Source organism: Flavobacterium piscis, assembly GCF_031457575.1.
Taxonomy (GTDB): Bacteria; Bacteroidota; Bacteroidia; order Flavobacteriales; family Flavobacteriaceae; genus Flavobacterium; species Flavobacterium piscis_A.
On the sequence record NZ_JAVDWQ010000004.1, the window covers coordinates 303,659 to 320,727 of the forward strand.

The 17,069-nt window shown below is 33.2% G+C and carries 23 protein-coding genes; 12 read left to right on the forward strand and 11 right to left on the reverse strand.

Annotated features, from left to right (window positions below):
• Positions 1-707: 707 nt before the first annotated feature.
• A complete protein-coding gene (locus tag J2W48_RS08415; RefSeq protein WP_310280298.1) occupies positions 708-875 on the reverse strand; it encodes a hypothetical protein in 168 nt (55 codons plus the stop codon).
• A 148-nt stretch (positions 876-1,023) separates the two neighbouring features.
• Between J2W48_RS08415 and J2W48_RS08420 the strand changes: the two genes are divergently transcribed.
• A complete protein-coding gene (locus tag J2W48_RS08420) occupies positions 1,024-1,173 on the forward strand; it encodes a helix-turn-helix domain-containing protein (RefSeq protein ID WP_310280300.1) in 150 nt (49 codons plus the stop codon).
• Between the two features lie 229 nt (positions 1,174-1,402).
• Here the strand turns inward: J2W48_RS08420 and J2W48_RS08425 are convergent, their stop codons facing one another.
• Genes J2W48_RS08425 through J2W48_RS08440 form a run of 4 tightly spaced genes read right to left on the reverse strand, consistent with a single transcriptional unit; the run spans position 1,403 to position 2,401 of the window.
• Complete coding sequence (locus J2W48_RS08425; RefSeq protein ID WP_310280302.1) at positions 1,403-1,822, reverse strand: hypothetical protein; 420 nt, start codon at positions 1,820-1,822, stop codon at positions 1,403-1,405.
• A gap of 32 nt (positions 1,823-1,854) precedes the next feature.
• Positions 1,855-2,028: a hypothetical protein gene (locus J2W48_RS08430; protein ID WP_310280304.1), complete on the reverse strand. Its 174-nt coding sequence runs from the start codon at positions 2,026-2,028 to the stop codon at positions 1,855-1,857.
• Positions 2,012-2,200: a hypothetical protein gene (locus J2W48_RS08435; RefSeq protein ID WP_310280306.1), complete on the reverse strand. Its 189-nt coding sequence runs from the start codon at positions 2,198-2,200 to the stop codon at positions 2,012-2,014. Before J2W48_RS08435 ends, J2W48_RS08430 begins: the two co-directional genes overlap by 17 nt.
• A 48-nt stretch (positions 2,201-2,248) precedes the next feature.
• Positions 2,249-2,401 carry a hypothetical protein gene (locus tag J2W48_RS08440; RefSeq protein WP_310280308.1) on the reverse strand — a complete coding sequence of 51 codons (153 nt, stop codon included), beginning with the start codon at positions 2,399-2,401 and terminating at the stop codon, positions 2,249-2,251.
• 147 nt (positions 2,402-2,548) lie between these two features.
• Here J2W48_RS08440 and J2W48_RS08445 point away from each other — a divergent pair, with 147 nt between their 5' ends.
• Complete coding sequence (locus tag J2W48_RS08445; protein ID WP_310280310.1) at positions 2,549-2,899, forward strand: helix-turn-helix domain-containing protein; 351 nt, start codon at positions 2,549-2,551, stop codon at positions 2,897-2,899.
• Between the two features lie 146 nt (positions 2,900-3,045).
• Positions 3,046-3,393: a helix-turn-helix domain-containing protein gene (locus tag J2W48_RS08450; protein ID WP_310280311.1), complete on the forward strand. Its 348-nt coding sequence runs from the start codon at positions 3,046-3,048 to the stop codon at positions 3,391-3,393.
• Positions 3,394-3,465: 72 nt separating this feature from the next.
• Here J2W48_RS08450 and J2W48_RS08455 read toward each other — a convergent pair whose 3' ends face one another.
• Together J2W48_RS08455 and J2W48_RS08460 are read right to left on the reverse strand one after the other, a co-directional pair.
• Positions 3,466-4,725: an aspartate kinase gene (locus J2W48_RS08455; protein WP_310280312.1), complete on the reverse strand. Its 1,260-nt coding sequence runs from the start codon at positions 4,723-4,725 to the stop codon at positions 3,466-3,468.
• 55 nt (positions 4,726-4,780) lie between these two features.
• A complete protein-coding gene (locus J2W48_RS08460; protein ID WP_310280314.1) occupies positions 4,781-5,254 on the reverse strand; it encodes a GNAT family N-acetyltransferase in 474 nt (157 codons plus the stop codon).
• Positions 5,255-5,426: 172 nt separating this feature from the next.
• On the opposite strand from J2W48_RS08460, the gene fbp reads away from it, so the two are divergent.
• The gene (fbp, locus tag J2W48_RS08465; RefSeq protein WP_310280315.1) at positions 5,427-6,434 is read left to right on the forward strand and encodes a class 1 fructose-bisphosphatase; all 1,008 of its coding nucleotides are present in this window, start codon (positions 5,427-5,429) and stop codon (positions 6,432-6,434) included.
• Positions 6,435-6,564: 130 nt separating this feature from the next.
• On the opposite strand, the gene J2W48_RS08470 is transcribed toward fbp, so the two are convergent.
• Complete coding sequence (locus tag J2W48_RS08470) at positions 6,565-6,996, reverse strand: tellurite resistance TerB family protein (RefSeq protein WP_310280316.1); 432 nt, start codon at positions 6,994-6,996, stop codon at positions 6,565-6,567.
• A 172-nt stretch (positions 6,997-7,168) separates the two neighbouring features.
• On the opposite strand from J2W48_RS08470, the gene J2W48_RS08475 reads away from it, so the two are divergent.
• The 5 genes from J2W48_RS08475 to J2W48_RS08495 all read left to right on the forward strand — a co-directional run bounded on the left by J2W48_RS08475 (position 7,169) and on the right by J2W48_RS08495 (position 10,535).
• Positions 7,169-7,762 carry a HupE/UreJ family protein gene (locus tag J2W48_RS08475; RefSeq protein ID WP_310280318.1) on the forward strand — a complete coding sequence of 198 codons (594 nt, stop codon included), beginning with the start codon at positions 7,169-7,171 and terminating at the stop codon, positions 7,760-7,762.
• Between the two features lie 6 nt (positions 7,763-7,768).
• On the forward strand, positions 7,769-8,200 hold the full coding sequence (locus J2W48_RS08480; RefSeq protein ID WP_310280320.1) for a deoxycytidylate deaminase: 432 nt from the start codon (positions 7,769-7,771) through the stop codon (positions 8,198-8,200).
• Complete coding sequence (locus J2W48_RS08485) at positions 8,201-9,778, forward strand: S41 family peptidase (RefSeq protein WP_310280321.1); 1,578 nt, start codon at positions 8,201-8,203, stop codon at positions 9,776-9,778.
• A gap of 5 nt (positions 9,779-9,783) precedes the next feature.
• Positions 9,784-10,149 (forward strand): nuclear transport factor 2 family protein, encoded by a 366-nt coding sequence (locus J2W48_RS08490; RefSeq protein WP_310280322.1) that lies wholly within the window; start codon positions 9,784-9,786, stop codon positions 10,147-10,149.
• A gap of 74 nt (positions 10,150-10,223) precedes the next feature.
• Positions 10,224-10,535, forward strand: coding sequence for a hypothetical protein (locus tag J2W48_RS08495; protein WP_310280323.1), 312 nt, complete (start codon positions 10,224-10,226; stop codon positions 10,533-10,535).
• Between the two features lie 87 nt (positions 10,536-10,622).
• Here the strand turns inward: J2W48_RS08495 and J2W48_RS08500 are convergent, their stop codons facing one another.
• From J2W48_RS08500 to J2W48_RS08510, 3 genes are all read right to left on the reverse strand, one after another.
• On the reverse strand, positions 10,623-11,240 hold the full coding sequence (locus J2W48_RS08500) for an FAD-dependent oxidoreductase (protein WP_310280324.1): 618 nt from the start codon (positions 11,238-11,240) through the stop codon (positions 10,623-10,625).
• Entirely contained in the window at positions 11,230-11,430 is a 201-nt protein-coding gene (locus tag J2W48_RS08505) for a hypothetical protein (protein ID WP_310280325.1), read from the reverse strand. The genes J2W48_RS08500 and J2W48_RS08505 overlap by 11 nt, the downstream gene beginning before the upstream one ends.
• Before the next feature lie 102 nt (positions 11,431-11,532).
• The gene (locus tag J2W48_RS08510) at positions 11,533-12,111 is read right to left on the reverse strand and encodes a MarC family protein (RefSeq protein WP_310280326.1); all 579 of its coding nucleotides are present in this window, start codon (positions 12,109-12,111) and stop codon (positions 11,533-11,535) included.
• Between the two features lie 316 nt (positions 12,112-12,427).
• Here J2W48_RS08510 and J2W48_RS08515 point away from each other — a divergent pair, with 316 nt between their 5' ends.
• The 3 genes from J2W48_RS08515 to J2W48_RS08525 all read left to right on the forward strand — a co-directional run bounded on the left by J2W48_RS08515 (position 12,428) and on the right by J2W48_RS08525 (position 16,982).
• Complete coding sequence (locus tag J2W48_RS08515) at positions 12,428-12,997, forward strand: DUF3109 family protein (RefSeq protein ID WP_310280327.1); 570 nt, start codon at positions 12,428-12,430, stop codon at positions 12,995-12,997.
• Between the two features lie 336 nt (positions 12,998-13,333).
• Positions 13,334-14,311: a ribonucleotide-diphosphate reductase subunit beta gene (locus tag J2W48_RS08520; protein WP_310280328.1), complete on the forward strand. Its 978-nt coding sequence runs from the start codon at positions 13,334-13,336 to the stop codon at positions 14,309-14,311.
• 280 nt (positions 14,312-14,591) lie between these two features.
• On the forward strand, positions 14,592-16,982 hold the full coding sequence (locus tag J2W48_RS08525) for a ribonucleoside-diphosphate reductase subunit alpha (RefSeq protein ID WP_310280329.1): 2,391 nt from the start codon (positions 14,592-14,594) through the stop codon (positions 16,980-16,982).
• Positions 16,983-17,069: the final 87 nt, after the last annotated feature.

The window sequence follows — 17,069 nt, forward strand, 5'->3', positions numbered from 1 at the left end:
AGAATTTATATTAGTGTAAAAACGGGTATTATTACCCTGAATTTGCATAAATAAGATTTACTTGATTATATTTGTTTACTTAAAATATGAAAGGAAGGCATGTCACAAGAGTAAGTTGCTCTGAAAGTGAATTGTAAACTAAGTCATCAAAATGGATAGCTTTTTTGAAAATTTCTGCAATTAGAATTGAGGCAATAGAAAGTAGTAAGTACTTGAAAAAAGTGCTTTTCATAAGAGCTAAGAAGATTACGGAATTTTTTTAGTAGAATATTAAATTGCCCTAAGATGCTTTTTTATTGGACTTTAATTTTAATGTAAACCATAAGGCAATAATTAAAAATATCCAAAAGTTTAATCTTTTAATATCTTTAGAAAAAATATTAAAATAAATATCAGCTATCAAAATAAAAGAGCTAATGACTAAAAATATAATATGTTTTTTTTTATTCATGGTTTAAATAGAATAATTGACTTGTTTTTATTTATAATCTTTTTTAAAAGCTAAACTTATTATATTTATGATTAAAGCGATCAATAATAGAAACATCATATTTGCAAACATTTTGTCTGAAAGAAAATGTTGACTTGCATTAAGCATCATGATTGCTACAACGACCCACGTCATGATTTTTACACTTTTATACATAATTATACTGGTTTTAAATTATTCTAATACTTACTGATTATTTTTGATGTAACACGAACTGCTAAAAGCAATCTGATAGTGCTGCTCCTGCAAAAATACTTAGACCAGCGATAACACCTCCTCCAGTGAGACCTACAGCTAAAACTCCAAATGCGCCAGCAATTAGACAACCTCGTCCGCTAGTCCCTCCTTTATAGAGTTCCATCTGTTTTAATTCTAATTTTTTCATAAATGTAATAATTAAATTGTTAATAATTTGTAATTCAAATGTATGTTTTTGTAAGAATGTATACTAATGGAAAAATGGGTATTATTACCCTGAATTTGCATAAATAAGATTTACTGGATTATAGGTATTTACTTAAAAACTAAAAAATATGAATGCAAATAATAAGTTGAAGCAGTTATGTAAAAACAAAGGTATGTCGCAGGAACAAGTGACTGATTTACACATGTCGCAATCTGCATATGCCAGAATGAAAAGTGGTGAAAGTTATTCTTGGGCAAATCACATCAATGAAATTTGATGTTTTTTTTGAAATCCAAAAAAGCGTTGTATCTGTTTTTGAGTAAGCTGTTTGATAGAGAGTTATAAATTAGTCCTTTTAAATTTAGTTCTTTGTTTGTGATTTTTGAAATAATTAAGAGAGGAGTAGTAGATACTTGAAGAAAGTACTTTTTATTTAATTGTATAAGTTTTTTGACTTAAAAAAAAGGCTGTCTCAAAAGTTTTGAGTCAACCTTTTTTAATCTGAGTTATTTTTTATTAAGTTGAGAAAGAGAGATTTCTAAATTCTTAAAAAATAGATTAGAATTACGTTTGTTCTTGCCCCAATCAAATATTTGAGTGGGTAAAAAACATATAGAACTAAACGTTACATTAAATTTTGATTCGCTTACCTTATCAATTTCCGTTTTGATAAGTTCAGAAAATGAAAAGATTGTCGGAACAGTAATAGCAGAAATCTGATTGTCATTATTTTTTATTTTCTTAAAGTGCGCTTTTTGTAATGCACTCAAAATATTTTGTTTTAAAGTTATTTCATCTATGGTAAATTCTTTTTCTACCTTGTAGTGGCTTGTAAAGTATAATTTACCTTTGTTAAAATATCTGAAAAGAAGCATTAAACCAATAATGGAAAAGAAAATAATTAATGTCGTTTCAAAAGTTATCATAATATTTTTTTTGGTTAAATTTCGTAAAATCATTATATGCAATGTTGACCATTTCCTTGTGCACTATAAACAAATGCCCAATAAGCAAATCCACCTATAGGTCCAAAAACTAATCCACCGAATGCACCAGCCATAGCACTCTGCATTGTAGGATCACAACTCCCAGCCATTATATTCTCCATTTCTAAATTAGATATTTTCTTCATTTTTTTTATTTTTTATTTTTTTTATAATTTCAAAACCATTTGATATAAATATTAATAATACTGAAAAATCATTCCATATTTCATCAACAATTAATTTCTTTAAATTGAAATACAAAAAAGCTGAACAAAATACTGAAAGAATAAATGTAAATAAACTTGAATTTTTCTTCATAATATTTTAGTGATAATTTCTATTAAAAACAATCTCCACTAGCTGCTGTTAGAGCTGCTGCCCCAGCAAAAACCATCCACCCCCAAATGAAAAGAGACCTGCAATTGCTCCTCCTACAATAGCAGCGCCTAATAAGCCACAATTTCTTTGATCAATGCCCCCCTCTAGATTCTCCATCTGATTTAATTCTGATTTTTTCATAAATGTAATAATTAAATTGTTAATAATTGTAAATTCAAATGTATGTTTTTGTAAGAATGTATACTAATGGAAAAGTGGGTATTATTACCCTGAATTTGCATAAATAAGATTTACTTGATTATATTTGTTTACTTAAAAACTAAAAAGATGAATGCAGTAATAGGAAATAAGTTGAAGCAATTGCGTAAAAATAAAGGCATGTCGCAAGAGCAGGTTGCAGATTATCTGCATGTGTCGCAGTCGGCTTATGCCCGAATGGAAAGTGGTGAGAGCCATTCCTGGGCAAGCCATATCAATGATATTTGCCAGGTTTTTGAGATTGCTCCGGAAGAATTGGTGAAAAGTGAGGGTGTTGTCATTAACAATAATCAACAAGGCGGAGGAGGTTATATTCAAATTGTTAACCAACTTTCAGAAAAACTCATTGATCAATATGAAGAAAGAATCAAAGAGCTTAAAGAAGTTATTGAAGATTTGAGGACAAATAAAAAAGGATAAAAAGGAGAGGGCTTCATCACTTTTTAGAACAAACCTTTTTATGCTGAATTAATAATAAAACCTCGTCTAAATTAATTTAGTTTTTTGGTAACATTTTCATAAATAAGATTTACTTGATTATATTTGTTTACTTAAAAACTAAAAATATGAATGCAGTGATAGGGAATAAGTTGAAGCAATTGCGTAAAAGCAAAGGCATGTCGCAAGAGCAGGTTGCAGATTATCTGCATGTGTCGCAATCGGCTTATGCCCGAATGGAAAGTGGCGAGAGCCATTCCTGGGCGAGCCATATCAATGATATTTGTCGGGTTTTTGAAATTTCACCGGAAGAATTGGTAAAAAGCGAAAGTGTTGTAATAAATAATAATCAACAAGGTGGCAACTTTAATAACGCAACTATTATTAATCAACTTTCAGAAAAATTAATTGAACAGTACGAAGAAAGAATCAAAGAGCTTAAAGATATTATTGCCGATTTAAAGACAAAAGGATAAAAAACAAAGGTCTCACTTTTTAGATGAGACCTTTTTATCATGCTGAATTTAATAATATAACCACTTCTGAAATTAATTAAGCTCTTTAGTAACAATCTGCATAGTTTCTCTACTCACTTGTTTTAACAAAACTACTTTGTTGTCTTCAACAGTTTGTGCAGCTTGCTCATTAAAATGACGGATCGTATACAAGGTTACATTATCGGTATAATCTACTTTGAATTTTTTAGAAAGTATCGCATTCAGCTCGCTGAAATTCTCAAATTTATCCTCTACACAAACCGAAAAACTGATTGCTGAGTTCTGAATTAAATTTACTTTTAGCTTGAATTGATGAAACAATCCGAAAATTTCGCTGATATTCTCTTCCATGATAAATGAAAAATCAATAGATGAAAGCGAAATTAAAAGCTGGTTTCTTTTTACGATAAAGCAAGGCAGGTACGGCTCTAAATCAACTCCTTTTGAAACGCAGGTTCCTTTTAACAATGGATTGATAAAAGATTTTACGTATAATGGAATTTCTTTTTTCTGTAACGGCTGCAAAGTTTTCGGATGAATAACCGTTGCGCCGTAAAAAGCCAGTTCAATTGCTTCCCGATAGGAGATTTGGTTTAACAAACTTGCATTTTCAAAATAACGAGGATCGGCATTCATTACTCCCGGAACATCTTTCCAGATGGTAACACTTTCTGCATTTAAACAATAAGCAAAAATTCCTGCTGTATAATCTGATCCTTCACGACCTAAAGTAGTAGTGAAATTATTTTCGTCAGCACCTAAAAATCCTTGTGTGATGTTTAATATTTTTCGTTTTACATTTTTGCTGATGTTTTGCTGGGTGGTTTCCCAGTCTACTTCAGCATCCCTGTAGTTTGAATCTGTTTTTATAAAATTACGAACATCAAGCCACTGTGTCCGGATACCCATAAAATTCATAAAATGGCTTAGAATCGTAGTAGAAATTAATTCTCCAAAACTTACAATCTGATCATAAACAAAATTATAATTTGGCGATTTGTTATGTGCCAAAAAATACTCTAATTCTGAAAACTGAACTTTTACGGCAGTAAAAACTTCATGTTTCTCATCTTCAAATAAATCAAGTAATATTTGATTGTGATATTTTTTTATTTCCTGTACAGAAGAATTCAGCTCTGCCGATTTATCAAAATAATTCTTGATAACAACTTCAAGGGCATTTGTAGTTTTTCCCATTGCTGAAACCACCAAAATTACATCTTCATACCCTACTTTTTGTAAAACGTCATATACGTTTTTTATTCCGTCTGCATCCTTTACTGATGCGCCACCAAATTTAAATACTCTCATCTTTAATTTTAGATTTTTAATTTTAGATTTCAGATTAAATGAAATCTGGTATTCTTTATAATTTTTCTAAGAACGAATTAATTCCCGCTTCATCCATTTGAACAACCTGCCATCCGTCGAGAATTTTTGCGCCTGAATTCTCGTAAAATTTTACAGCTGGTACATTCCAGTCCAAAACATTCCATTCAATTCTTCTAACGTTGTCTTTTTTTCCCTGCTTCATAATTTCAGAATAAAGTGCAGATCCTAAACCGGTACCGCGCATTTTTTCTTTCACAATTAGATCTTCAAGATGAATCGTTTTTCCCTTCCAGGTAGAATAACGGTAATAATATAATGCAATTCCAACAATTTCCTTGTCGGCCTCTGCTACAAATACGTGAAATAGCGGTTTTTCACCAAAACCATCACGTATTAAATCGTCAACAGTTATTAAGACCGCATCAGGTTCTTTTTCGAATATTGCAAGTTCCTGAATCAGCTCTAAAACTGATGTCATGTCTTCAGGATTTCCTTTTCTAATATTCATAATTCCTATTTTTAATCAGTGATTAGCGAAATAAGTATTTTTTTATCCGATACTTTTCGCATTTAATTAGCAAATATACAATACTGGCAAACTAACGAAATAATTTTTGAATCATTCTCACAAAAAAAGCGATATTTGTGACTTATAACTAAAAACTATAACGATATAGCAAATGGAAGAACGCAATAAAACACTGGGAGAGTTTATTATTGAGAACCAAAAAGCATTTCAGTATTCATCAGGGGAACTATCCCGAATTATCAACTCTATACGTTTGGCGGCAAAAGTCGTCAACTATAAGGTAAACAAAGCTGGATTAGTGGATATAATTGGCGCCGTAGGCGAACAAAATATTCAGGGAGAAGATCAGCAGAAATTAGATGTGTATGCAAACGAAGTATTTATCCAGACATTAATAAACCGTGAGATTGTCTGTGGAATAGCTTCTGAAGAAAACGACGAATTTATTACTGTCAAGGGGAGCGACAACAGTAATAATAATAAGTACGTGATCTTAATGGATCCGCTTGACGGATCTTCAAATATTGATGTGAATGTTTCCCTGGGAACTATCTTTTCTGTTTTCAGAAGAATCACACCAATTGGAACCCCGGTAACAAGCGAGGATTTTTTACAGCCGGGAGTTAATCAGGTTGCTGCAGGTTATGTAATTTACGGTACTTCAACAATGTTGGTTTACACAACCGGACATGGTGTTAATGGTTTTACCCTGAATCCGGCAATTGGAACATTTTATTTGTCACACCCAAATATGAAATTTCCGGAAAACGGAAATATTTATTCGGTAAACGAAGGGAATTACGTACATTTTCCGCAAGGAGTGAAAAATTACATCAAATATTGTCAAAGGGAAGAAGAAGACAGACCTTATACATCAAGATACATTGGAAGCCTGGTTTCTGATTTTCATCGGAATATGATCAAAGGCGGTATTTATTTATATCCGACAAGTTCGAAAGCGCCAAAAGGAAAATTACGTTTGTTGTATGAATGTAACCCAATGGCATTTATTGCAGAACAGGCCGGCGGAAAAGCAACTGACGGTTTTGGGAGAATTATGGAAATCCAGCCAACTGAATTACATCAAAGAGTTCCGTTTTTCTGCGGAAGTTACAATATGGTCGAAAAAGCTGAAGAATTTATGGCAGAAGCCTTTTAAAAAAACAAAACCCGATAATAAAATTATCGGGTTTTGTTTTTTTAGTCTCAGTTTACAGTCTCAGTCTCAGTTTTTAGTCTCAGTGTAAAACTGTAAACTGCGACTTTAAACTGCGACTGATAACTGATTACTATTTATGCATGTGTTGCATTTCATAGACAAAAGTGTCAGCATCTACTTTTTTATCTACTAATGACAATGCTTTTGCAATGATATAATTTACGTTGCCTGGAGTAAATCCTAAAGCAACACCTAATTTTCTCAACATTACTTCCTGTTTGTCTTCTAAATGATGATCAATATGTACCATTCTGGTTAAATCGTACAAACGCTCTAAACGCTGAACATGTAAATAAGGAGGATTGATTGGGTATTTTAACGGATCTTCAAGAATTTCTTCATATTCGGTTTCTGAAATTTCTAAACGTGAAGCTAATTTATCCAGGAAATTTTTTTCTTCAGGATGTAAAGCCCCGTCTGCTAATGCTACACGAACAATAGCTGAAAAGTGACCTTTATTTCTTTGCTTGAATTCGCTATCAAATAAATCTGAAAATGACATAATTATGGTGTTTTTTATGCCACAAAGATAATTTTTATTTTAAATTATAAATTTTAAAGTTCTCATAAAATTTAACTTATTTTTATCCGTTGTTTTAATATGGGGCTTTCTTTAATTTTCAAAATAAATCGTAAGTTTACAACCCCTTAAATCAATTAATACCAGTTACCTCATGTCAGAATTTTGGATTTATTTTCAGATAGGTTTAAAACATGTTTTGGATATTCATGCTTATGACCATGTATTGTTTTTAATAGCTTTAACGATTCCGTATGGATTTAAGGACTGGAAACGGATTTTATTATTGGTTTCTGTATTTACAATTGGACACACATTGGCTTTATTGCTTTCTGTTTTTGGAATAATAGCCGTAAAAGCCAATATAGTAGAATTTCTGATTCCGATTACGATTTTAGTAACGGCATTTTTTCATCTATTTACTGCTGGAAAAGCATCAAAGAATGAAAGTGTTAACCTGATCTTTTTTGTAACATTGTTTTTTGGAATCATTCACGGACTTGGATTTTCAAATTATTTCAGGACTATTTTAGGAGGAACACCTTCCTCAAAATTAGTACCTTTACTGGAATTTGCCCTTGGAATTGAAGTGGCACAATTGATAGTGGTTTTTGTGGTTTTGATAATATCGTATATAGTACAGACCATATTTCGTTTTTCAAAACGCGATTGGGCATTAGTGATGTCGGCTTTCATAATCGGAGTTGTGATTCCGATGATTGTTGAAAGTCCAATTTGGAACAGATAATAATAAATGGATATAAAAAAATTAAATAAATACGATAAGGCGTATTTACGAATTGCTAAAGAATGGGGTTTGCTGTCGTATTGTAAACGCAAGCAGGTAGGCGCTATAATCGTAAAAGACAGAATGATTATTTCTGATGGATATAACGGAACGCCATCCGGATTTGAAAATTGTTGCGAAGATGAAGACGGATTAACACGCTGGGATGTTTTGCATGCTGAGGCGAATGCGATTTTAAAAGTGGCGAGGTCAACCCAATCCTGCGAAGGGGCAACTTTATATATTACGCTTTCCCCATGCAAGGAATGCAGCAAATTAATACATCAGTCAGGCATTAAAAGAGTGGTGTATCAAAATGGATACCGCGACGATTCCGGAATCCAGTTTTTAATAAAAGCAGGGGTCGAAGTAGAACACATACCTGTTTTAGAAGAATAAATGAAAATTAACCCAAAATATTTACCCATCATTATAGGAGCAGTTTTTGCTCTTGGAACCGTTCTCGGAAGCATGATGAATGCTCCTGTTGAGGATAGTCTTTTGGCTAAAAATAATTCCAAGACAAAACTTAATAAACTGATTGATTTTATCAATAATGAGTATGTTGATAGTGTGAATACTGATTCGATTGTGAATCTGACCGTTGATAATATCCTGTCTAAACTAGATCCGCATTCGGTTTATATTCCGCCAAGTGAACAGGCTGAAGTTGCTGAAAGCATGAGAGGTGATTTTGTTGGAATCGGAATCAATTTTTATATGTACAAAGATTCTGTGGCGATTATAAAACCTGTTGAAAATGGCCCTTCGGCGAAAGCCGGATTAAAATCAGGTGACCGGATTTTATTTGCTGGAAAAACAAAATTGTATGGAAGAAAGCTGCCTTCTGATAGTTTGTTCTCAAAACTGAAAGGAGTAAAAGGCACTGAAATAGAATTGACTGTCTTTAGAAAATCAGAACAAAAACAGCTTAAATTTAAAATCAAAAGAGATGTTATTCCGCTAAAAAGTGTTGACGCTTCTTTATTACTCGCCAATAATACTGGTTACATCAAAATAAACCGCTTTGCCGAAACTACTTATAAGGAATTCAAATTAGGTTTAACCAGATTGCAGCAAAAAGGGATTCAATCCTTAGTTATTGACCTTCGGGATAATGGAGGTGGTTACATGGAAGAAGCCGTGGCTATTGCCGATGAATTCCTGAAAGACAAACAACTCATTGTTTTTACAAAAAATAAAAATGGCAGTACCGAGAAAACATACGCTACAGAAAAAGGTAGTTTTGAAACGGGGAAAGTAACGATTTTAATTAATGAAAACAGTGCTTCTGCAAGTGAAATCTTAGCTGGAGCTATTCAGGATAATGATCGTGGAACTATTGTAGGGCGTCGTTCTTTCGGTAAAGGATTGGTGCAGCGTGAAATGGATTTCAATGACGGATCAGCGGTACGATTAACAATTGCCAGGTATTACACGCCAACGGGAAGGTCAATTCAAAAACCATATACCAAAGGAAACGAAGAATATTATAAAGAATCGGAATCCCGTATAAAATCAGGTGAATTATATGCAAAAGACAGTATAAAAGTTGCTGATTCTTTAAAATTTAAAACACCAAAGGGTAAAATTGTGTATGGCGGTGGCGGAATCGTTCCTGATGTTTTTGTTCCGATGGAAGCAGAACACGGAAACGAAAATGTTGCCTATTTGCTGCAAACAGGTATTGTAGGACATTTTGTTTTTGAAGAATTGGATAAAAACCGGAATGCTTTTGCAGGGCTTCATTTTAATGAGTTTTTGGATAAGATGAAAAACTCTGATGCTTATTTCATGAAATTCAAAAACTACATTTTGCAAACAGGCCTGGAATTAAAATTAGATAAAACCAAAACCTTGGTAAATCGACATATTACAGCTGAATTTGCCCGACAATTATATGGGGAATTGTATTATTATGATGTGATTTTGAAAGATGACGTAATGATCAAAACTGTTTTAAACCAGAAGAAATAATTGTAATGGAAAAAGATGCGATTATACAATCAGAAATAGAATTATTAACTGCAATTAAAAATTCAGATGTTTTAATTTTAGAAAAAATTCTGCATGAGGATTTGCTTTTCAATTTGCCAACTGGGCAAACTATTACCAAAGAATTTGATTTAGACGCCTATCGTTCAGGTAAAATGAAAATAGAATCAGTTGAAGCTTCAGATCAAATTATAAATATAATTGATAATACCGCTGTGGTTGCTGTTACCGTTTCATTAAAGGGAACTTATGACAATACCGTAATTGATGGGGTTTTTCGTTATATCAGAGTCTGGAAACAATATGAAGGAAATTTAAAAATAATAGCCGGAAGTTGTGTTGTCCTGCAATAAATAATACTGCTTTTTTAAAATATTGTGTAAATAAAGTTGCGTCAATCTTAACGAACTTTATGAATAATATAAAAATGAAAAATCTAAAAAAAATATACTTTCTGTTTTTAATAATGACTTTTGTGATTTCATGTGCTTGTATAAAAGATAAAAACACGGTTTCAGGAAAAGTGCAGTCGATTGAGTTTGGAAAAGATGGCTATACAGCAAAAATTAATACTGATAAAGATGAGATTTATTTTGCTGTCATCAGTATTGTAAATGTTGGCGGACCTCAAAACTACAAGCAATTGAAAGAAGGCGAAGAAGTAACTTTAAAAGGAGAAATCTGGAAAACTGATACCGGGAAACATATAAAAGTGAAGGAGATTATTTCGGTAAAATAAATTTTACAAACCCTATAAGTTCATTTAATTAACGTGAAAGGATTAATTGACTTATATCACTTTATATGGTTTAATTTTTTTGGAGTTTTATCGAATACTATCGTGTGCATGAGTTTGCACACCATTATTCCATAAAGTCAAAATATCCGTAGCAACAGCAGCACCACTTCCGGCAGCAATAGCCAATTGACTTCTCCAGCCTGCTAAAGTTCCAATGACATAAATACCCTCAGTCACTTTATGATCCTCATTTTTAAGCTGAATACGTTGTTTTTCCGGTAAGGCTTTTTTGTGTGGTTCAATATATTGCATCAAACCTTCAATGTCAAAAGTATTGGCAGAACCAATTCCAACAACGATGATTTTTGTTTTATAGGAGTTTTTGTTTGTAATTACAGTGAATTCAGGAAAATCTCCTTCTACTTTAATTACTTTCTCATTTGGAATCTGAGAAATGTGTGGATATGTTTGGGATAAATCCTGGGTGCTTTCTGCTAATAATTCATATCCTAATTTACCTGGCTTTATGCCATAAGCATTGTAGAAAATAGCTTCCTGTAAAGAAGAATTTTTTTGATGGGTAAAGATTCCGATTTTTTTATCGGTTACAAAGGTCTTGTTTCTGCCTGAACCTAAAACGAGTGCGCAGGACATACCTGAAACTCCTCCTCCTATAATTAAAACATCAAATAGATTATCTGCCATTGGTTTTTTCTTCAATTTTTTTGGAAATTTTAAAAATCAAAAGAATTAAAACGGCACAAAATGAAGCGGCGATTCCAATAAAAGCTACTATACTATCACCCTGAAAAGGATTTTTGAAGTCCAGCAATGTAATATTAAAAACAATTAAAGCTAGTGCTAAAAGCACTAAAATAGAAGTGAAAATTTTCATAAGGCTGATTGTTTGTCTAAAATAATAAAGTAGAGCTTTTGAACAAGGGATCTTTGAGCTGTATTTTAGAAATTTTATGAAGCAAATTTATAAAAATATCTGTTAGACAAACAAACCTTTAACATTAGCAGCGAATAATTTAACAGCAATTGCCAAAAGTATCACTCCAAATGTCTTGCGAACTACACCAAGTCCGTTTTCACCTAATAAGTCTTCAATTTTTTTAGAGGATTTCAAAACAATATAAACTAATATAATGTTCAGTAAAATTGCAATAATGATGTTAATTGTATGAAATTGAGATCGAAGCGAAAGTAAAGTTGTCATGGTTCCGGCACCGGCAATTAGCGGAAAGGCCAACGGAACAATTGAAGCGGATCCGGGTTCTTCGTCACGGTAAATACGGATTCCTAAAATCATTTCCAAAGCCAGAAAAAATAACACGAAAGAACCAGCAACGGCAAACGAGTGTACGTCAATACCAATAAGGCTAAGCAAACCCTCTCCAATAAACAGAAAAACAATCATAATCGTTCCGGCTACAATAGAAGCTTTCTCTGATTCGATATGACCTACTTTTGCTCTTAAATTGACAATTATCGGAATGGAACCCACAATATCAATTACAGCAAAAAGCACCATTCCAACCGTGATGATTTCCTTAAAGTCGATTTCTAACATATTACTTTAATTTTAAGTGTTTAAAATTTTTTGCAAAGGTAGATAATAAAGATAGGTATTTTTTGAAAGGAAGACTCTTTTGTTGTAAAAACATGTTTAAGTTGTTAAAAACGTAATATTTATAACAATTGTTATTTGTTACGCTGAGTTTTGCAAAATTTTATAGCAAAGATTCACAAGTTTAAATTGAAAAAAGTTCCAAAACTAAATTATTCTTTGTGGATCTTGCGAAAGTCTCTGCGAATCTTTGTGGTAAATTTTTTATCTGCTTTCTTTGTCTATCTTTGCACTCTATAAATTTCAGCATTTTATTATCATGTTTCAATTAGGGAAAACCATTATTTCAGAAGATATTCTTGAAAAAGAATTTGTGTGCAACTTGTCGGCTTGTAAAGGAGCATGCTGCGTTGACGGAGATGCCGGGGCACCTTTAAGTGAGGCGGAAACTAAAATTCTGGAAGAAATTTATCCTAAAGTAAAACCTTTTTTACGTAAGGAAGGAATTGCAGCTATTGAAGCACAGGGAAGCTGGGTAAAAGGAACTGATGGGGATCTTGAAACACCGCTAATCGATGAGAAAGATTGTGCTTACGTTATTTTTGACGGCAAAACTGCCCTTTGTGGAATCGAACAAGCCTACAATCAGGGAATCGTAGATTGGAAAAAACCGGTTTCCTGTCATTTATATCCAATTCGTGTAAAAGATTTTACAGAGTTTGCCGCTGTTAATTATGATAAATGGGAGATTTGTGATGATGCCTGTTCTTTAGGTAAGGAATTAGAAGTTCCGGTTTACAAATTTGTCAAAGAAGCCTTAATTCGCCGTTTTGGGGAAGATTGGTATTCAGAACTCGAAAAAGTAGCGGAAGAGCATAAAAACTCTTAAAAATTTGTACCTCTTAGTTATGGCTTTGTACTGAGTTTTTTTAACTCAAAAAAATAAATTTTTAGCGCTAAAAAAACTTTTAAAAACAATTTTAAATTCCTTGCTTTTTATTGTAAAAAGTCTATATTTTACAGGGCTTTGTGGTATAATCATGTTGTTTAAGTGTCTCATTTACAATAATTTAATTATTGTCTGAAAAAAGTTTCAATTTTTTGCCTTTGTTAAAAACTACCCTCGATTGTGAATAAGTTTGCCTTTTATTTTTGGCTATAAATGACAATCTTTGTAGTCTACTGAATCAGCGGAAATTCAATAAAAAAATTAAACAAAACAGCAATGTCACAAGTTGAACCAATATTACAAGAAAACAAGAATCGTTTCGTTATTTTTCCAATCAAACATCATGATATTTGGGAATGGTATAAAAAAATGGAGGCTAGTTTCTGGACTGCCGAAGAAATCGATTTGCATCAGGATTTAACAGATTGGAACAATAAACTAAGTGACGAGGAAAGGTATTTTATCAAACACATTTTAGCATTTTTTGCAGCATCTGACGGAATTGTAAACGAAAACCTTGCGGAGAACTTTGTAAATGAAGTTCAATATGCCGAGGCTAAATTTTTCTATGGTTTTCAAATCATGATGGAAAACATTCATAGTGAAACGTATTCTTTGTTAATTGATACTTATGTGAAAGATGAAGCAGAAAAAGCAGAATTGTTTAATGCCTTGGAAGTTTTTCCTGCAATCAGAAAAAAAGCAGACTGGGCTTTAAAGTGGATTGAATCTGATTCGTTCGCTGAAAGACTAATTGCTTTTGCTGCTGTGGAAGGAATTTTCTTCTCTGGTGCTTTTTGTTCTATTTATTGGCTGAAGAAACGCGGCTTAATGCCAGGATTAACTTTTTCTAACGAATTGATTTCGCGTGACGAAGGTGTACATTGCGATTTTGCTGTACACTTGCATAATCATCACCTTATTAATAAAGTGTCAAAAGAAAGAATTAAGGAAATCATCGTTGATGCTTTAGATATCGAGAGAGAGTTTGTTACAGAATCGCTTCCGGTAAGTTTAATTGGTATGAATGCTGTTTTAATGACGCAATATTTAGAATTTGTTGCCGACAGATTATTAGTAGAGTTAGGTTGTGAACGTGTTTATGGATCAACGAATCCGTTTGATTTCATGGATATGATTTCTCTTCAGGGAAAAACCAATTTCTTTGAAAAACGTGTAGGCGAGTATCAAAAATCAGGTGTGATGAACACAGACAGCGATGCTCAGAAAATTTCATTTGATGCAGATTTTTAGATCACGTAATAATTTTTAGTGGCAACCACGAACACTAAAAGACAATAAAATTAAGAAACGAAAGTTTCTAATACTAAGACAATTTTAAGATTGGATCTCATTCCCAAATCGTAGATCCGGTAACATTTTTACAATTTTTTCATCTGTTTTCCAGATTGAAAACCGAATAGCTATGGGAATCCTGCAATTCTCAAAAAATAATAAAAAACACGTGATGTTAAGCAATGGAATTTGTTTTCCGGAGTCTTTCATTTTTTAAAAACAATAAAAAAGTAAGCTTATGTATGTAGTAAAAAGAGATGGCCACAAAGAGCCGGTAATGTTTGATAAGATTACAGAAAGAATCAAAAAATTGTGTTACGGGCTTAATGAGCTTGTAGATCCTGTTAAGGTAGCCATGCGTGTTATCGAAGGATTGTATGACGGAGTTTCTACATCTGAACTAGATAATCTTGCGGCAGAAACAGCGGCTTCTATGACTATTGCACATCCTGATTATGCGCAATTGGCAGCTCGTGTGGCAATTTCAAACCTACACTCTAATACTAAAAAGTCGTTCTCAGAAACGATGAAAGATATGTATCACTATGTAAATCCAAGAAATGGTCAGGATGCACCCTTACTTTCGGACGAAGTGTTTAAAGTAATTCAGGAAAATGCAGCTTTCTTAGATTCCCATATCATTTATACAAGAGATTTCAATTACGATTACTTTGGTTTCAAAACCTTGGAGCGTTCGTATTTGCTAAAAATAAACGGAAAAATTGTTGAAAGACCTCAGCATATGCTGATGCGTGTTTCGGTTGGTATTCATTTAGACGATTTAAAATCGGTAATCGAGACGTACGATTTAATGTCTAAAAAATACTTCACACACGCAACGCCAACGTTGTTTAATGCAGGTACCCCTAAACCACAAATGTCTTCTTGTTTCCTTTTGGCCATGCAGGATGATAGTATTGATGGTATTTACGACACCTTAAAACAAACAGCTAAGATTTCGCAATCAGCGGGAGGAATTGGTCTTTCTATTCATAACGTTCGTGCGACAGGATCTTATATTCGTGGTACAAACGGAACTTCAAACGGAATCGTTCCGATGTTGAGAGTGTTTAACGATACGGCTCGTTACGTAGATCAGGGTGGTGGAAAACGTAAAGGAAGTTTTGCGATTTACATCGAAACCTGGCATGCTGATATCTTTGAATTTTTGGATTTAAAGAAAAATACAGGTAAAGAAGAAATGCGTGCGAGAGATTTATTCTTTGCGATGTGGACTTCAGATTTATTCATGAAACGTGTTCAGGAAGATGCGTCATGGACATTAATGTGTCCTAACGAATGCCCGGGATTATACGATGTTTACGGGGAAGAATTCGAAGCGATGTATCTGGATTATGAATTTAGAGGAAAAGGAAGAAAGACTATTCGTGCACGTGAATTATGGGAGAAAATCCTGGAATCACAAATCGAAACCGGAACACCTTATATGTTGTATAAAGATGCAGCCAACCGTAAATCAAACCATAAAAATTTAGGAACAATCCGTTCGTCTAACTTGTGTACTGAGATTATGGAGTACACGTCTAAAGATGAAATTGCGGTTTGTAACTTAGCGTCTATTTCGTTGCCGATGTTTATAGAAAATGGAAAATTTGATCACGAAGCACTTTACAACGTTACCAAACGTGTAACCCGTAACCTGAACAAAGTAATTGATAGAAACTACTATCCGGTAAAAGAAGCTGAAAATTCTAACATGCGTCACCGTCCGGTAGGATTGGGAGTGCAAGGTCTGGCTGATGCTTTTATCATGTTGCGTTTACCGTTTACAAGCGATGAAGCAAAAGTATTAAACCAGGAAATTTTCGAAACCCTATACTTTGCAGCCGTAACCGCTTCTATGGAAATGGCAAAAGAAGAAGGACCATACTCTACATTTGAAGGTTCTCCAATGTCTAAAGGAGAATTCCAATACAATATGTGGGGAATGAAAGATGAAGAATTATCAGGCCGTTGGGACTGGGCTTCATTAAGAAAAGAAGTAATGGAACACGGAGTTCGCAACTCATTATTAGTTGCTCCAATGCCAACTGCTTCGACTTCTCAGATTTTAGGGAACAACGAGGCTTTCGAACCATATACATCAAACATTTACACACGTCGTGTATTGTCTGGAGAATTTATCGTGGTAAACAAACATTTATTGCATGACTTGGTAGAAAGAGGTTTGTGGAACGAAACGTTGAAACAGGAAATTATGCGTCATAACGGATCAGTTCAAAATATTGATGTGATTCCGCAAGACCTGAAAGAGCTATATAAAACAGTTTGGGAAATGTCGATGAAAGATATTATTGATATGTCACGACAAAGAGGTTATTTCATTGACCAATCACAATCATTGAATTTGTTCATGCAGGATGCTAACTATTCTAAACTAACGTCAATGCACTTTTACGCCTGGCAGTCAGGTTTAAAAACAGGAATGTATTACCTAAGAACAAAATCAGCAGTTGATGCGATTAAATTCACACTAAACAACGATAAAAAAGAAGAAACACCAAGTTTAGTTGCAGAAACCGAAGAAATCAATGTTGAAGAATACAAAGCAATGTTGCTAAAAGCACAAGCTGCAGGTCCTGAGGATTGTGAAATGTGTGGAAGTTAATTTTATATTTAAAATCTGATATTTAATATATCTTGTTTTGAACATAATAAAATTAAAAATGCAGTAATTAGTGAACCTATCTTCAAT

Excerpts from the sequence above, each read along its gene's own strand:
- J2W48_RS08480 (WP_310280320.1), top strand. The coding sequence starts at position 7,769 with ATGGATATAAAAAAATTAAATAAATACGATAAGGCGTATTTACGAATT.
- J2W48_RS08425 (WP_310280302.1), bottom strand. The coding sequence starts at position 1,822 with ATGATAACTTTTGAAACGACATTAATTATTTTCTTTTCCATTATTGGT.
- J2W48_RS08520 (WP_310280328.1), top strand. The coding sequence starts at position 13,334 with ATGTCACAAGTTGAACCAATATTACAAGAAAACAAGAATCGTTTCGTT.
- J2W48_RS08415 (WP_310280298.1), bottom strand. The coding sequence starts at position 875 with ATGAAAAAATTAGAATTAAAACAGATGGAACTCTATAAAGGAGGGACT.
- J2W48_RS08445 (WP_310280310.1), top strand. The coding sequence starts at position 2,549 with ATGAATGCAGTAATAGGAAATAAGTTGAAGCAATTGCGTAAAAATAAA.
- J2W48_RS08505 (WP_310280325.1), bottom strand. The coding sequence starts at position 11,430 with ATGAAAATTTTCACTTCTATTTTAGTGCTTTTAGCACTAGCTTTAATT.
- J2W48_RS08440 (WP_310280308.1), bottom strand. The coding sequence starts at position 2,401 with ATGAAAAAATCAGAATTAAATCAGATGGAGAATCTAGAGGGGGGCATT.
- J2W48_RS08430 (WP_310280304.1), bottom strand. The coding sequence starts at position 2,028 with ATGAAGAAAATATCTAATTTAGAAATGGAGAATATAATGGCTGGGAGT.
- J2W48_RS08515 (WP_310280327.1), top strand. The coding sequence starts at position 12,428 with ATGTTTCAATTAGGGAAAACCATTATTTCAGAAGATATTCTTGAAAAA.
- J2W48_RS08485 (WP_310280321.1), top strand. The coding sequence starts at position 8,201 with ATGAAAATTAACCCAAAATATTTACCCATCATTATAGGAGCAGTTTTT.
- J2W48_RS08420 (WP_310280300.1), top strand. The coding sequence starts at position 1,024 with ATGAATGCAAATAATAAGTTGAAGCAGTTATGTAAAAACAAAGGTATG.
- J2W48_RS08500 (WP_310280324.1), bottom strand. The coding sequence starts at position 11,240 with ATGGCAGATAATCTATTTGATGTTTTAATTATAGGAGGAGGAGTTTCA.
- J2W48_RS08455 (WP_310280312.1), bottom strand. The coding sequence starts at position 4,725 with ATGAGAGTATTTAAATTTGGTGGCGCATCAGTAAAGGATGCAGACGGA.
- J2W48_RS08495 (WP_310280323.1), top strand. The coding sequence starts at position 10,224 with ATGAAAAATCTAAAAAAAATATACTTTCTGTTTTTAATAATGACTTTT.
- J2W48_RS08450 (WP_310280311.1), top strand. The coding sequence starts at position 3,046 with ATGAATGCAGTGATAGGGAATAAGTTGAAGCAATTGCGTAAAAGCAAA.
- J2W48_RS08470 (WP_310280316.1), bottom strand. The coding sequence starts at position 6,996 with ATGTCATTTTCAGATTTATTTGATAGCGAATTCAAGCAAAGAAATAAA.
- J2W48_RS08460 (WP_310280314.1), bottom strand. The coding sequence starts at position 5,254 with ATGAATATTAGAAAAGGAAATCCTGAAGACATGACATCAGTTTTAGAG.
- J2W48_RS08435 (WP_310280306.1), bottom strand. The coding sequence starts at position 2,200 with ATGAAGAAAAATTCAAGTTTATTTACATTTATTCTTTCAGTATTTTGT.
- J2W48_RS08510 (WP_310280326.1), bottom strand. The coding sequence starts at position 12,111 with ATGTTAGAAATCGACTTTAAGGAAATCATCACGGTTGGAATGGTGCTT.
- J2W48_RS08475 (WP_310280318.1), top strand. The coding sequence starts at position 7,169 with ATGTCAGAATTTTGGATTTATTTTCAGATAGGTTTAAAACATGTTTTG.
- J2W48_RS08525 (WP_310280329.1), top strand. The coding sequence starts at position 14,592 with ATGTATGTAGTAAAAAGAGATGGCCACAAAGAGCCGGTAATGTTTGAT.
- fbp (WP_310280315.1), top strand. The coding sequence starts at position 5,427 with ATGGAAGAACGCAATAAAACACTGGGAGAGTTTATTATTGAGAACCAA.
- J2W48_RS08490 (WP_310280322.1), top strand. The coding sequence starts at position 9,784 with ATGGAAAAAGATGCGATTATACAATCAGAAATAGAATTATTAACTGCA.